This is a genomic window from Pseudomonas sp. RIT-PI-o, assembly GCF_001297215.1.
GTDB lineage: Bacteria > Pseudomonadota > Gammaproteobacteria > Pseudomonadales > Pseudomonadaceae > Aquipseudomonas > Aquipseudomonas moraviensis_A.
The window spans coordinates 217,828-231,205 of the sequence record NZ_LHPA01000028.1 but is presented as its reverse complement, the minus strand read 5'-3'; the positions used below and the strand labels follow the sequence as shown (position 1 = coordinate 231,205).

At 61.2% G+C, this 13,378-nt stretch carries 13 protein-coding genes; 7 read left to right on the top strand and 6 right to left on the bottom strand.

All coding sequences use genetic code 11. The annotated features are described in order from the left end of the window. The first annotated feature begins 132 nt into the window (after window positions 1-132). The 3 genes from AEQ63_RS19815 (at window position 133) to AEQ63_RS19805 (ending at window position 4,298) form a co-directional block, all read left to right on the top strand. Window positions 133-1,494, top strand: a complete 1,362-nt coding sequence (locus AEQ63_RS19815) for an MFS transporter (protein ID WP_051600602.1) — start codon at window positions 133-135, stop codon at window positions 1,492-1,494. Between the two features lie 11 nt (window positions 1,495-1,505). After that, on the top strand, window positions 1,506-3,059 hold the full coding sequence (gene garD / locus AEQ63_RS19810; protein WP_064364474.1) for a galactarate dehydratase: 1,554 nt from the start codon (window positions 1,506-1,508) through the stop codon (window positions 3,057-3,059). Window positions 3,060-3,356: 297 nt separating this feature from the next. Beyond that, the gene (locus tag AEQ63_RS19805; RefSeq protein ID WP_042608778.1) at window positions 3,357-4,298 is read left to right on the top strand and encodes an AEC family transporter; all 942 of its coding nucleotides are present in this window, start codon (window positions 3,357-3,359) and stop codon (window positions 4,296-4,298) included. Window positions 4,299-4,359: 61 nt separating this feature from the next. Here AEQ63_RS19805 and AEQ63_RS19800 read toward each other — a convergent pair whose 3' ends face one another. The 6 genes from AEQ63_RS19800 to gatC form a co-directional block, all read right to left on the bottom strand. Next, window positions 4,360-4,740 carry a carboxymuconolactone decarboxylase family protein gene (locus tag AEQ63_RS19800; protein WP_064364473.1) on the bottom strand — a complete coding sequence of 127 codons (381 nt, stop codon included), beginning with the start codon at window positions 4,738-4,740 and terminating at the stop codon, window positions 4,360-4,362. Continuing rightward, window positions 4,737-5,747, bottom strand: coding sequence for a calcium/sodium antiporter (locus tag AEQ63_RS19795; RefSeq protein ID WP_064364547.1), 1,011 nt, complete (start codon window positions 5,745-5,747; stop codon window positions 4,737-4,739). Before AEQ63_RS19795 ends, AEQ63_RS19800 begins: the two co-directional genes overlap by 4 nt. Before the next feature lie 97 nt (window positions 5,748-5,844). Continuing rightward, entirely contained in the window at window positions 5,845-6,216 is a 372-nt protein-coding gene (locus AEQ63_RS19790) for a septal ring lytic transglycosylase RlpA family protein (protein WP_042608775.1), read from the bottom strand. A gap of 148 nt (window positions 6,217-6,364) precedes the next feature. Then, window positions 6,365-7,810, bottom strand: a complete 1,446-nt coding sequence (gene gatB, locus AEQ63_RS19785; protein WP_064364472.1) for an Asp-tRNA(Asn)/Glu-tRNA(Gln) amidotransferase subunit GatB — start codon at window positions 7,808-7,810, stop codon at window positions 6,365-6,367. Window positions 7,811-7,820: 10 nt separating this feature from the next. Further along, entirely contained in the window at window positions 7,821-9,272 is a 1,452-nt protein-coding gene (gatA, locus tag AEQ63_RS19780) for an Asp-tRNA(Asn)/Glu-tRNA(Gln) amidotransferase subunit GatA (RefSeq protein WP_042608774.1), read from the bottom strand. A 16-nt stretch (window positions 9,273-9,288) separates the two neighbouring features. After that, a complete protein-coding gene (gene gatC, locus AEQ63_RS19775; RefSeq protein ID WP_024011606.1) occupies window positions 9,289-9,576 on the bottom strand; it encodes an Asp-tRNA(Asn)/Glu-tRNA(Gln) amidotransferase subunit GatC in 288 nt (95 codons plus the stop codon). A 211-nt stretch (window positions 9,577-9,787) separates the two neighbouring features. On the opposite strand from gatC, the gene mreB reads away from it, so the two are divergent. From mreB to AEQ63_RS19755, 4 genes are all read left to right on the top strand, one after another. Then, on the top strand, window positions 9,788-10,825 hold the full coding sequence (gene mreB / locus AEQ63_RS19770) for a rod shape-determining protein MreB (RefSeq protein WP_002555108.1): 1,038 nt from the start codon (window positions 9,788-9,790) through the stop codon (window positions 10,823-10,825). A 305-nt stretch (window positions 10,826-11,130) separates the two neighbouring features. Further along, a complete protein-coding gene (mreC, locus tag AEQ63_RS19765) occupies window positions 11,131-12,234 on the top strand; it encodes a rod shape-determining protein MreC (RefSeq protein WP_080902498.1) in 1,104 nt (367 codons plus the stop codon). Further along, a complete protein-coding gene (mreD, locus tag AEQ63_RS19760) occupies window positions 12,234-12,725 on the top strand; it encodes a rod shape-determining protein MreD (protein WP_042608773.1) in 492 nt (163 codons plus the stop codon). The genes mreC and mreD overlap by 1 nt, the downstream gene beginning before the upstream one ends. A 37-nt stretch (window positions 12,726-12,762) precedes the next feature. Continuing rightward, a complete protein-coding gene (locus AEQ63_RS19755; protein ID WP_064364471.1) occupies window positions 12,763-13,359 on the top strand; it encodes a Maf family protein in 597 nt (198 codons plus the stop codon). Window positions 13,360-13,378: the final 19 nt, after the last annotated feature.

Sequence of the window (13,378 nt, the reverse complement as noted above, 5' to 3'; positions counted from 1 at the left end):
CGATCGGACGATCTTTGCTTCTGAAGATCAAAAGATCGCAGCCTTCGGCAGCTCCTACAGGGAACACCCGGCAAACCGGGGACCAAAGAAGCTTCACCCGCGCATAAAAATAATCAGTGGGAGTACATCTGCATGCAATCCTCCAAGCCGACTCACGTCCGCTATTTGATCCTGCTCATGCTGTTTCTGGTGACCACGATCAACTACGCCGACCGTGCCACGATCGCCATTGCCGGTTCCAGCCTGCAAAAGGATCTGGGCATTGACGCCGTTACCCTCGGCTACATCTTCTCCGCATTCGGTTGGGCCTACGTCGCCGGGCAAATTCCCGGTGGCTGGTTGCTCGATCGCTTCGGCTCGAAAAAAGTCTATGCCCTGAGCATTTTCACCTGGTCGCTGTTCACCGTGCTGCAAGGCTTCGTCGGTGAATTCGGCATGTCCACGGCAGTGGTTGCGCTGTTCATGCTGCGCTTCCTCGTGGGCCTGGCCGAAGCGCCATCGTTCCCTGGCAACGCGCGCATCGTCGCCGCGTGGTTCCCGACCGCTGAACGCGGCACCGCTTCGGCGATCTTCAACTCGGCGCAGTACTTTGCCACCGTGTTGTTCGCGCCGCTGATGGGTTGGATCGTCTACAGCTTCGGCTGGGAGCACGTGTTCATCGTCATGGGTATCCTCGGCATCGTGTTCTCGCTGGTATGGCTGAAAGTCATCTACAGCCCGCGTGAGCACCCACGCGTCAACGAGGCCGAGTTCAAGCACATCGCTGACAACGGCGGCATGGTCGACATGGATCAGAAGGGCAAGAAGTCCGACGGTCCGAAATGGGACTACATCCGTCAGCTGCTGACCAACCGCATGATGCTCGGCGTTTATCTGGGCCAGTACTGCATCAACGGCATCACCTATTTCTTCCTGACCTGGTTCCCGGTGTATCTGGTGCAAGAGCGTGGCATGACCATTCTCAAGGCCGGTTTCATCGCTTCGTTGCCGGCGATCTGCGGCTTTATCGGCGGCGTGCTCGGCGGGGTGATTTCCGATTACCTGTTGCGCAAGGGCCACTCGCTGACCTTCGCCCGCAAGGCGCCGATCATCGCCGGTCTGCTGGTATCGAGCAGCATCGTCGCGTGCAACTATGTTGAAGTGGAATGGATGGTGGTTGGCTTCATGGCCCTGGCATTCTTCGGCAAAGGCGTTGGCGCACTGGGCTGGGCGGTGGTCTCCGACACTTCGCCGAAACAGATCGCCGGTCTGAGCGGTGGCCTGTTCAACACCTTCGGCAACATCGCTTCGATCACCACGCCGATCGTGATTGGATACATCATCAGCTCCACCGGTTCGTTCAAATGGGCGCTGGTGTTTGTCGGCGCCAACGCACTGGTGGCGGTGTTCAGCTACCTGGTGATCGTCGGCCCGATCAAGCGTGTGGTGTTGAAAGAGCCGCCTGCGAAGGGCGGTAATGAAGCCACCGGCAATTTGTCTCAAGCGCATTCCTGAGGAGCGGCGTCATGCAGTTGATTGAACATTCCGACTCGCCGCGCTACATCCGCCTGCACGAGCGGGACAACGTTGTAGTGGTGGTCAACGATCAGGGCGTACCGGCCGGTACCGAGTTTGCCGATGGCCTGGTCACCGTGGATTTCGTGCCACAGAGCCACAAGGTCACCCTGGAGGAAATTCCCGAGGGCGGCCCGGTGATTCGTTACGGGCAGATCATTGGCTACGCATTGCAGCCGATCCGTCGTGGCAGTTGGGTCAAGGAAGATCAACTGCGCATGCCGACCGCGCCGCCGCTCGACAGCCTGCCGCTGTCCACCGACGTGCCGGCCGCGCAGGCACCGCTGGAAGGCTTCACCTTCGAGGGGTATCGCAACGCCGACGGCACCGTCGGCACGCGCAACATTCTCGGGATTACCACGACCGTACAGTGCGTCACCGGCGTGCTCGATCACGCGGTCAAGCGCATCAAGGAGGAGCTGCTGCCGAAGTACCCGCTCGTCGATGACGTGGTGGCGCTGACTCACAGTTATGGCTGCGGCGTGGCGATCACCGCCACCGACGCCTACATCCCGATTCGCACCGTGCGCAATCTGGCGCGCAACCCGAACCTGGGCGGCGAGGCGCTGGTGATCAGTCTGGGCTGCGAGAAATTGCAGGCCGGGCAGGTGATGCACGAGGACGATGCGTCTGTGGATCTCAGCGATCCGTGGCTGTACCGCTTGCAGGACTCCAGTCACGGTTTCACCGAAATGATCGAGCAGATCATGGAACTGGCTGAAGTCCGTTTGAAGAAACTCGACCAGCGCCGCCGCGAAACCGTGCCGGCCTCCGAGCTGATTCTCGGTATGCAGTGCGGCGGCAGTGACGCGTTCTCTGGCATCACTGCCAATCCGGCACTGGGTTATGCCTCGGACTTGCTATTGCGTGCGGGGGCGACGGTGATGTTTTCCGAAGTCACCGAAGTGCGCGATGCGATCTACCTGCTGACCTCACGGGCGCAGACGCAGACCGTCGCCGAAGAGCTGGTGCGCGAGATGGACTGGTACGACCGTTACCTGGCCAAGGGCGAGGCTGATCGCAGCGCCAACACCACGCCGGGCAACAAGAAGGGCGGGTTGTCGAACATTGTCGAGAAGTCGCTGGGCTCGATCGTCAAGTCCGGCAGCAGCGCGATCAATGGCGTGCTCGGCCCGGGCGAGCGTTTCAAGCAGAAGGGCCTGATTTTCTGCGCAACGCCGGCCAGCGATTTTGTCTGCGGTACGCTGCAACTGGCGGCGGGGATGAACCTGCACGTGTTCACCACTGGTCGCGGCACGCCTTACGGGCTGGCCATGGCGCCGGTGGTCAAAGTGTCGACCCGCACCGAACTGGCGCAGCGCTGGCCGGACCTGATCGACATCGATGCCGGGCGCATTGCTACCGGGCGCGCGACCATCGAAGAACTCGGCTGGGAGCTGTTTCACTATTACCTGGATGTTGCCAGTGGCAAGCAACAGACCTGGGCGGAGAAACACAAGCTGCACAACGACATCACCTTGTTCAACCCGGCGCCGATTACCTGATTGTTGCAGGGAAGATCAAAAGCCCCTCACCCCAGCCCTCTCCCGGAGGGAGAGGGGGCCGACCCGGGAATATTCGCGAAGCACACCGACCTGAAACGGCTTTACCGAATCCATAGTCGACTCGGTCTTTCAGGTCGATGTATGACGCAAGACATCTCGGTCAGTCCCCTCTCCCTCCGGGAGAGGGTTAGGGTGAGGGGCTTTTGCCTTTCAGCTTTCGGCTTTTGGATTAAGGCCATAGCGCCGCAAGTGGCTTATCATTAGCCCCCTATCGACGCTCACCCAAGGCTCTCCGGCATGCTGGCAATCTTTCTCGAAACCCTGAACATCACCGCGCCGGTGTTTGCCATGCTGTTTCTCGGTGTGCTGCTCAAGCGCATCGACTGGATCAACGACAACTTCATTCACACGGCCTCGTCGCTGGTGTTCAATGTCACGATGCCGGCACTGCTGTTTCTCGGCATCCTCCACGCTGACCTGCACGCCGCGCTGCAACCTTCGCTCCTCATTTACTTTTCCCTGGCCACCCTGGTGAGCTTTGCCGTGGCCTGGGGCTGGGCGATTTTCAAATGTCCGCGTGAAGATCGCGGCATTTACACCCAGGGCGCGTTTCGCGGCAACAACGGCGTGATCGGTCTGGCGCTCGCCGCGAGCATGTATGGCGATTATGGTATTTCCCTCGGGGCGATTCTGGCTGCGCTGGTGATCCTGTTCTACAACACGCTGTCGACCATTGTGCTGGCGGTGTACAGCCCGGTGATCAAGTCCGATCCATGGAGTATCTGTAAAAGCGTGTTCAGCAATCCACTGATCATCAGCGTGATTTCCGCCGCGCCGTTTGCCTATTTCAAGATCGGCCTGCCGGGCTGGCTGGAAACCTCCGGCCAGTATCTGGCGCAGACCACTTTGCCGCTGGCGCTGATTTGTATCGGTGGCACGCTGTCACTGGCGGCGCTGCGCAAGAGCGGCAACATGGCGCTCAGCTCCAGTCTGGTGAAGATGGTCGGTCTGCCGATACTGGCAACCCTCGGAGCGTGGTTGTGGGGCTTTCGCGGCGCGGAGTTGGGGATTCTGTTTCTCTACTTCGGTAGTCCGACGGCAGCGGCGAGTTTCGTCATGGCCCGGGCGGCGCAGGGCAATCATGAGCTGGCGGCGGCGATTATCGTGATGACCACGTTGATGGCGGCGATCACCACCAATGTCGGGATCTTCGTGTTGCAGTGGGGTGGGTGGATCTGATCTGGATTTTGCGGTGTTGCTCATGGCCCCATCGCGAGCAGGCTATTTCAGCCGCGCCGAATCACTCCGGCTTCTGGTAGCTATCAATCACTTCCTGCGCCGCGCGAAACGCATCGATCGCCGCTGGCACGCCGGAGTACACCGCGCAATGCAGCAGCGCTTCGCGAATCTCTTCCACTGTGCAGCCATTGTTCAACGCGCCGCGCACGTGGCCCTTCAACTCCTGCGGGCACTTCAATGCAGTCAGCGCTGCAAGGGTAATCAGGCTGCGGGTTTTCAGCGACAAGCCTTGGCGATTCCACACGCCGCCCCACGCATGTTCATTGACGAAATCCTGCAACGGCTGGGTAAATTCAGTGGCATTGCCCAGCGCGCGATCAACGAACGCATCGCCCATGACCTGACGACGGATTTCAACCCCGGACTGCTTCGACTCGCTCATGGCACATCTCTCTTGTGGTGTTGGCGACGCCAGGCGCGGATCGACGTGAACGCCAGAAACGTCAGCAGCGCCGGCAGGACATAAAACAGCATCAAGCGCTCGAGCTTGCCGGCCAGCGGCATGCCGGTGGTGAACGACACCACGTGCAGCCCGTAGACCAGATACAAACCCAGCAGCAGCAAGCCTTCAGCCCGGGTCACGCGGTAGCCGGAATAGAACACCGGCAGACACAGCGCGGCGACGCCGAGCATCACCGGCAAGTCGAAATCCAGCGCGTTGGGCGAAACCGAAAGCGGCGCCGGTGCGAGCAACGCGGTCAGCCCCAGCACCCCGAGCAGGTTGAACAGATTGGCGCCGATCACGTTGCCCACGGCAATGTCGCGCTGCCCGCGCAACGCGGCGATCAGCGAGGTTGCCAGTTCCGGCAGCGAAGTGCCGACCGCGACGACCGTCAGGCCGATGACCCGTTCCGACAGCCCAAGGTCGGTGGCCACGGCCACGGCGGCGCCGAGCAGCAACCGACCGGCGAAGACCAGCAGGGTCAGACCAGCGAGAATCATCAGCACACTGATCAGCCAGGATTGCTGCGTTTCCGGCGGCTCTGCGCCATGGGGGCGGGTCGAATGTCGCGACTGGCGGAACAGCAAGCCGAGGTACAGCGCCAGAGCGCCGAGCAAAAGAATGCCGTCGAAGCGTCCGAGGTCTTTGTTCCAGGCGAGGATGAACACCAGCAGGCTGGCGCCGATCATCAGCGGGATATCCAGGCGCACCAGTTGCCGAGACACGCGCAGTGGGATGATCAGCGCCGACAGGCCGAGGGTCACCAGAATGTTGAAGATGCCGCTGCCGACCACGCTGCCGACGGCGATGTCGGGGTTGTGGGTCAGCGCCGCTTGCAGGCTGACGGTCATCTGCGGCGCGCTGCTGCCGAGGGCGACGATGGTCAGGCCGATGATCAGCGGACGCACATGCAGCCGCTCGGCCAGGCGCACGGCGGCCCGCACCATCAGCTCGGCGCCGATGATCAAGAGACACAAGCCGCTGAACAGTTCGATGACGTTGATCAGCGGCAGATCGGCTAGTGCGAAAATGGTCGGCGCTCCATCAGTCGAGGGCCTGCACGCGAACCCGCGCGGTGCCGCTGCGCAGCATGCCGATCTCGTCGGCAGCCTCGCGTGACAGATCGATCAATCGGCCACGGGTGTGTGGGCCACGGTCATTGATGCGGACCACGACCGATTCATCGTTTTTCAGATTGGTGACCTTTACCCGCGTGCCGAACGGCAACTGGCGGTGGGCGGCGGTCAGGGAGTGCTGGTTGAACGCCTCGCCGCTGGCGGTGCGTTTACCGTGGTGTCTGGCTCCGTAATAGGAGGCGACGCCGGTCTGGTCGTAACCGTGCGGGTCGATGGTGTCGGTACTGGCGCAACCGGCCAGCAGGGAGAGCAGGGCGCTGCTCAAAAACAGGCGCTTCATTCAAGGTTTCCCGGATACAAATGTGGGAGCGAGCCTGCTCGCGATAGCGGTTCGACAGTCACTTTTTCAGTGTCTGACATTTCGCTATCGCGAGCAGGCTCACTCCTACAGGGGATGGAGCCAGGCTTTGGATCTGGCTCCATTGTGGTCAGCCTTCGAGCTTGCTTTTCAGCAGTTCGTTCACCTGCTGCGGGTTGGCCTTGCCTTTGGAGGCTTTCATGGCCTGGCCCACGAAGAAGCCGAACATCTTGCCGCGTTTGGCTTCGTCTGCCGCGCGGTACTGTTCGACCTGTTCGGCGTTGGCTGCGAGCATTTCGTCGAGCACCGCGGAGATTGCGCCAGTGTCGGTGACCTGCTTGAGGCCGCGCTTTTCGATGATCTCGTCAGCACTGCCTTCGCCGTTGGCCATCGCTTCGAACACCACTTTGGCGATCTTGCCGGAAATGGTGTTGTCCTTGATGCGCTGGAGCATGCCGCCCAGTTGCTCGGCGGACACTGGCGAATCCTCGATGTCCACGCCCTGCTTGTTGAGCAGGCTGCCCAACTCGACCATCACCCAGTTCGCCGCCAGTTTCGCGTCGCCACCGATGGCCGCGACTTTCTCGAAGTAATCCGCCTGCTCACGGCTGGTGGCCAGCACGTTGGCGTCGTAGGCCGACAGACCGAACTGGCTCTGGAAGCGCTCGCGCTTTTGCGGTGGCAGTTCCGGCAAGGTCGCACGCACTTCACCGAGGAACGACTCTTCGATGACCACCGGCAGCAAGTCCGGATCGGGGAAGTAACGGTAGTCGTTGGCTTCCTCTTTCGAACGCATCGGACGGGTCTCGTCCTTGTTCGGATCGTACAGGCGAGTTTGCTGAATCACTTTGCCGCCATCTTCGATCAGTTCGATCTGGCGCTGGATTTCGGAGTTGATCGCCTTCTCGATGAAGCGGAACGAGTTGACGTTCTTGATTTCGCAGCGGGTGCCGAATTCGACTTGGCCTTTCGGGCGCACCGAAACGTTGCAGTCGCAACGCAGCGAGCCTTCGGCCATGTTGCCGTCGCAGATGCCCAGATAACGCACGAGTGCGTGGATCGCCTTGACGTAAGCCACGGCTTCCTTGGCGCTGCGCATGTCCGGCTCGGAAACGATTTCCAGCAGCGGCGTGCCGGCACGGTTGAGGTCGATGCCGGTGGCGCCGTTGAACTCTTCGTGCAGGCTCTTGCCGGCGTCTTCTTCCAGATGCGCACGGGTGATGCCGACGCGTTTGACCGTGCCGTCTTCCAGGGCGATGTCCAGGTGGCCCTTGCCAACGATCGGCAATTCCATCTGGCTGATCTGGTAGCCCTTCGGCAGGTCCGGATAGAAGTAGTTCTTACGGGCGAACACGTTGTGCTGGCCGATCTCGGCGTCAATCGCCAGACCGAACATCACCGCCATGCGCACCGCTTCCTGGTTGAGCACCGGCAGCACGCCGGGCATGCCCAGGTCGATCAGGCTGGCCTGGGTGTTCGGCTCGGAACCGAAGGTGGTGGAACTACCGGAAAAGATTTTCGACCGGGTGGTGAGCTGAGTGTGAATCTCCAGCCCGATCACGACTTCCCATTGCATGTGTGTCTCCTCAGAAGCCGGTTGGGGTGCGGGTGTGCCAGTCAGTGTTGAGCTGATACTGGTGGGCAACGTTCAACAGGCGGCCTTCCTGGAAATACGGCGCGAGCAACTGCACGCCCACCGGCAGACCGTCGACAAAACCGGCCGGCATCGACAGGCCCGGCAGGCCGGCGAGGTTGGCGGTGATGGTGTAGACGTCTTCCAGATAGGCAGCGACCGGGTCGCTGTTCTTCGCGCCAAGCTTCCAGGCCGGGTTTGGCGTGGTTGGGCCGAGGATGATGTCGACTTCATTGAAGGCAGCCATGAAATCGTTTTTCACCAGACGACGGATCTTCTGCGCTTTCAGGTAGTAGGCGTCGTAGTAACCGGCGGACAGCGCATAGGCACCGACCATGATCCGGCGCTGTACTTCCGCGCCGAAGCCTTCGCCACGGGAGCGCTTGTACAGGTCGATGAGGTTTTCCGGGTTCTCGCAGCGGTGGCCGAAACGCACGCCGTCGAAACGCGACAGGTTGGAGGAGGCTTCTGCCGGGGCGATCACGTAGTACGCGGGAATCGCGTGCTGCATGTTCGGCAGGCTGATTTCCTTGATCACCGCACCGAGCTTCTGCAACTGCTGGATGCTGTTCTGGATCAGCTCGGCGATGCGCGGGTCGAGACCGGCGCTGAAGTATTCCTTCGGCACGCCGATGCGCAGGCCTTGCAGCGAATCACCGAGGCTGGCGGAGTAATCCGGCACCGGCTCATCGATGCTGGTGGAGTCGTTCGGATCGAAGCCGGCCATGCCTTGCAGCAGGATCGCGCAGTCTTCGGCCGTGCGCGCCAAAGGACCGCCCTGATCGAGGCTGGACGCGTAGGCGATCATGCCCCAGCGCGAAACGCGACCGTAGGTCGGCTTCAGACCGGTGAGGTTGGTGAATGCTGCCGGCTGGCGGATCGAGCCGCCGGTGTCGGTTGCGGTGGCCGCCGGCAACAGACGCGCAGCAACCGCCGCCGCCGAACCACCGGACGAACCGCCCGGCACATGTTCCAGGTTCCACGGGTTTTTCACCGCGCCGTACCAGCTCGACTCGTTGGCCGAACCCATGGCGAATTCGTCCATGTTGGTCTTGCCCAGGGTCACGGCGCCGGCAGCAGCCAGTTTCGCGACCACGGTGGCGTCGTATGGAGCCTTGAAGTTGTCGAGCATTTTCGAGCCGCAGCTGGTGCGGATGCCCTGGGTGCAGAACAGATCCTTGTGAGCGATCGGCGCGCCGAGCAGGGCGCCACTCTCACCGTTGGCCCGGCGTGCGTCGGCGGCTTTCGCCTGCTCGATGGCCAGGTCCTCGGTGAGGCTGATGAAACTGTTGAGCTGCGGATCGAGCTGGGTAATACGCGCCAGCAGGACTTTGGTCAGCTCTTCGGAGGAAAACTTTTTATCGGCGAGACCGCGGGCGATCTCGGCCAGAGTCATTTGATGCATTGCAGGCTCTTTCCCTTTAGTCGATGACTTTCGGAACCAGATACAGGCCGTTTTCGACCGCTGGTGCGATGGACTGGTAGGCCTCGCGATTATTCGTCTCGGTCACCACGTCGGCGCGCAGGCGCTGACTGGCTTCCAGGGGGTGGGCCAGCGGCTCGATACCGTCGGTATCAACGGCCTGCATTTCGTCGACCAGCCCGAGAATGCTGTTGAGGGCGGAAGTAATGTGCGGAAGATCGGCATCGTTGAGGCCAAGGCAGGCCAGATGCGCGATTTTTTCCACGTCGGAGCGTTCTAGCGCCATCGGGATTCTCCAGTGGAAAACAGAACGGACGGCGTCCGTGTGTTAGATTGTCGGAACACTACCGCACTTCTACGGTCATAAGGCCGCGATTGTGGGGCTTGGTGCACAGAAAAGCGGCCAATTTAACATATTGGCGCCTTGCCCAAAATCCCTGTCGTTGTTAGAGTTTGCCGCACTTTTTTACCCACGCGTTGCCTAGGGTCCCTTTCCCATGTTCAAGAAACTGCGTGGCATGTTTTCCAGCGATCTTTCCATTGACCTGGGCACTGCCAACACCCTTATTTACGTGCGCGAGCGCGGTATCGTCCTGAATGAGCCATCGGTTGTGGCCATTCGGACACACGGTAACCAGAAAAGTGTCGTCGCTGTCGGCACCGAGGCCAAGCGCATGCTCGGCCGTACGCCGGGCAACATTGCTGCCATTCGTCCGATGAAGGATGGCGTAATCGCCGACTTCAGCGTCTGCGAAAAGATGCTGCAGTACTTTATCAACAAGGTTCATGAAAACAGTTTCCTGCAGCCCAGCCCTCGTGTGCTGATCTGCGTTCCATGCAAGTCCACCCAGGTTGAGCGTCGTGCCATCCGTGAATCGGCCCTTGGCGCCGGTGCCCGTGAAGTGTTCCTGATCGAAGAGCCAATGGCTGCTGCGATCGGTGCCGGTCTGCCGGTCGAGGAAGCGCGCGGTTCGATGGTCGTGGACATCGGTGGTGGTACCACTGAAATCGCCCTGATCTCCCTCAACGGTGTGGTTTACGCCGAATCCGTCCGTGTCGGTGGCGACCGTTTCGACGAAGCGATCATCACCTACGTGCGCCGCAACTACGGCAGCCTGATCGGTGAATCCACCGCTGAGCGCATCAAGCAGGAAATCGGTACCGCCTACCCGGGCGGCGAAGTGCGCGAAGTCGATGTTCGCGGTCGCAACCTGGCCGAAGGCGTTCCACGCGCATTCACCCTGAACTCCAACGAAGTGCTCGAGGCTCTGCAAGAGTCGCTGGCGACCATCGTTCAGGCCGTGAAAAGCGCTCTGGAGCAATCGCCGCCGGAACTGGCTTCCGACATCGCCGAGCGTGGCCTGGTGCTGACCGGTGGTGGCGCGCTGCTGCGTGACCTCGACAAGTTGCTGGCCCAGGAAACCGGTCTGCCAGTGATCGTTGCCGAAGATCCGTTGACTTGCGTTGCTCGCGGCGGTGGCCGTGCATTGGAAATGATGGATAAGCACACCATGGATCTGCTTTCGAGCGAATAATCAAACGGCGTGAAAGCTACTCAGGGCTGGGAGCCTTCGGCTTTACGCGCGCAATACTGCGTTAAAAACAGGCTCGGAATGCTCATTTACAACCCGTAAACTCCGCTTCCTCGCCTGTTTTTGCCTTGTCTTGCCGTCGCTCGCTACGCTTTCACACCATTTGATGCTTCGAATGCAATACGTGGGTGAACGCACAGGCAGCACTTTGCAGTGCTGCCTGTTGGCGTTTATCTTCTGTCAGTCTTCATCCAGGCCGGTTTGATGCCGTATGAATAAACAGAACATTTGCCTGGGAGGAGCGGCTTATTAAACCGCTTTTCACCAAGGGCCCTTCGTTGGGCGTGCGCCTGTTGGTGCTGGCCGTGCTCGCGGTCGCGCTGATGGTGGTCGATGCGCGTTTCGACCTGCTCAAGCCCGCGCGCAAACAAGCGTCGCTGGTGCTCATGGACGCCTACTGGATCACTGACCTGCCCGGCCGCTTGTGGGAAGGGGTCGCCAGCCAGTTCGGCAGCCGCACCGAGCTCGTCGCCGAAAACGAAAAACTCAAGACCGAAAACCTGCTGTTGCAGGGACGCATGCAAAAGCTCGCGGCCCTGACCGAGCAGAACGTTCGGCTGCGCGAGCTGCTCAATTCCTCTGCACTGGTCAACGAAAAGGTCGAAGTGGCCGAGTTGATCGGCATGGACCCCAACCCCTTCACCCATCGCATCATCATCAACAAAGGTGAGCGCGACGGCGTGGTGCTCGGCCAACCGGTGCTCGATGCACGGGGGCTGATGGGCCAGGTGGTCGAATTGATGCCTTACACCTCGCGTGTCCTGCTGCTGACCGACACCACCCACAGCATTCCGGTGCAGGTGAACCGCAACGGTCTGCGCGCGATTGCCAGTGGCACCGGTAACCCGGAGCGCCTGGAATTGCGTCATGTCGCCGACACGGCGGACATCAAGGAAGGCGATCTGTTGGTCAGTTCCGGTCTCGGCCAGCGTTTTCCGGCCGGCTATCCGGTGGCCACGGTCAAGGAAGTCATCCACGATTCCGGCCAACCGTTTGCGATTGTCCGCGCTGTGCCGACCGCCGCCCTGAACCGCAGCCGCTACCTGCTGCTGGTGTTCAGCGACAGCCGCACCGCAGAGGAACGCGCGAATGACGCCGCCCAGGCCCAGGAACAGCTCGACGCCCACGGTGGCGGCCCGATGTTGCCGGCCAGCGTGCCGAAACCGTTGATCATGCCTGCCACGCCTTCCACCGCTACCGCCGCGCCGGCCGCCGAAGCCGCAGCGCCTGCCGCCACGCCAGCCAAGCCCGCCGCGAGCAAACCGCCCGCTGCCGCGCCGGCCGCGGCCAAGCCACCGGCCGCCAGCAAACCACCGGCGAAACCGCCAGCGACTACCGGGGGACGAGAATAATGGTCGGCGCGAAAAAATCCGCAAACGGCTGGATGATCTGGCTGACCTTCTTCGTCGGCATCCTGCTCAGCGTTTCACCGTTGCCGATCTTCATGGAAATCCTCCGCCCGCTGTGGCTGGCCTTGCTCGTGACCTTTTGGGCGCTGTACATGCCGCACACGGTCGGCATGGTCACCGCGTTCTGTCTGGGGCTGGCCGAAGATGTCCTGCAGGGCGACCTGCTTGGGCAGAACGCGCTGATCCTGACCCTGATCACGTTCCTTGTACTGTCGTTGCAGCAGCGTCTGCGCATGTTCCCGATGTGGCAACAGTGCCTGGTGATCCTGGTTATCTTCGGCCTCGCACAATTGGCGCAACTGTGGCTCAGCGCCTTGACCGGCAATCGCCAACCAACCCTGGCGTTGGTCTTGCCGGCACTGGTCAGTGCCTTGCTCTGGCCGTGGGTCAGCTTCGCCCTGCGCGGGATGTGCCGACGCTACAGAATCTATTGAGCCGGTGAAGCAGGGCACTGAACAGGGAGATGTTTTGATGAAACTGCTTTACCTCGCCTCCGGCTCACCGCGTCGCCGTGAATTGCTCACGCAGGTCGGCGTGCAGTTCTCCGCCATCAGTGCGGATATCGACGAAACCCCGCTTCCTGATGAATCCCCTTCAGCCTATGTCGAACGCCTCGCGCGCGGCAAGGCTGAGGCCGGTCGCCGCTCGGTCGTCTCTGATCGGCCGTTCTGCGTGCTCGGCGCCGACACTGCTGTGGTGTTCGACGGCAAAATTCTTGGCAAACCGGTGGACGAAGCCGATGCATGCGCCATGCTGATGATGTTGTCCGGCAACGAACACGAAGTGCTGACGGCCATCGCCGTGCTCGAAGGCGAGCGTTGCGAGTCGCGGGTGGTGCGCAGTCGGGTGCATTTCCGCACGATCAGCCGCGATGAGGCCGCCGCCTACTGGGCCAGTGGCGAACCGCGTGACAAGGCGGGCGGTTACGGCATTCAAGGCCTCGGTGCAGTGTTTGTCGCCGGGCTCGAAGGCAGCTATTCGGCGGTGGTCGGCCTGCCGTTGTGCGAAACCTGCCAGGTGTTGGGCCATTTCGGCATACCCTGTTGGCAAAACCTGAACACGCCCTGAGCGTCGTACGAATCCAGAT

Bases quoted from the DNA above. Each gene is read 5' to 3' on its own strand.
- AEQ63_RS19815 (WP_051600602.1), top strand. From the start codon at position 133: ATGCAATCCTCCAAGCCGACTCACGTCCGCTATTTGATCCTGCTCATG.
- gatB (WP_064364472.1), bottom strand. From the start codon at position 7,810: ATGCAATGGGAAGTCGTGATCGGGCTGGAGATTCACACTCAGCTCACC.
- garD (WP_064364474.1), top strand. From the start codon at position 1,506: ATGCAGTTGATTGAACATTCCGACTCGCCGCGCTACATCCGCCTGCAC.
- gatC (WP_024011606.1), bottom strand. From the start codon at position 9,576: ATGGCGCTAGAACGCTCCGACGTGGAAAAAATCGCGCATCTGGCCTGC.
- gatA (WP_042608774.1), bottom strand. From the start codon at position 9,272: ATGCATCAAATGACTCTGGCCGAGATCGCCCGCGGTCTCGCCGATAAA.
- AEQ63_RS19805 (WP_042608778.1), top strand. From the start codon at position 3,357: ATGCTGGCAATCTTTCTCGAAACCCTGAACATCACCGCGCCGGTGTTT.
- AEQ63_RS19755 (WP_064364471.1), top strand. From the start codon at position 12,763: ATGAAACTGCTTTACCTCGCCTCCGGCTCACCGCGTCGCCGTGAATTG.
- AEQ63_RS19795 (WP_064364547.1), bottom strand. From the start codon at position 5,747: ATGGTGCGGGCCGCCGTGCGCCTGGCCGAGCGGCTGCATGTGCGTCCG.
- mreB (WP_002555108.1), top strand. From the start codon at position 9,788: ATGTTCAAGAAACTGCGTGGCATGTTTTCCAGCGATCTTTCCATTGAC.
- AEQ63_RS19800 (WP_064364473.1), bottom strand. From the start codon at position 4,740: ATGAGCGAGTCGAAGCAGTCCGGGGTTGAAATCCGTCGTCAGGTCATG.
- mreD (WP_042608773.1), top strand. From the start codon at position 12,234: ATGGTCGGCGCGAAAAAATCCGCAAACGGCTGGATGATCTGGCTGACC.
- AEQ63_RS19790 (WP_042608775.1), bottom strand. From the start codon at position 6,216: ATGAAGCGCCTGTTTTTGAGCAGCGCCCTGCTCTCCCTGCTGGCCGGT.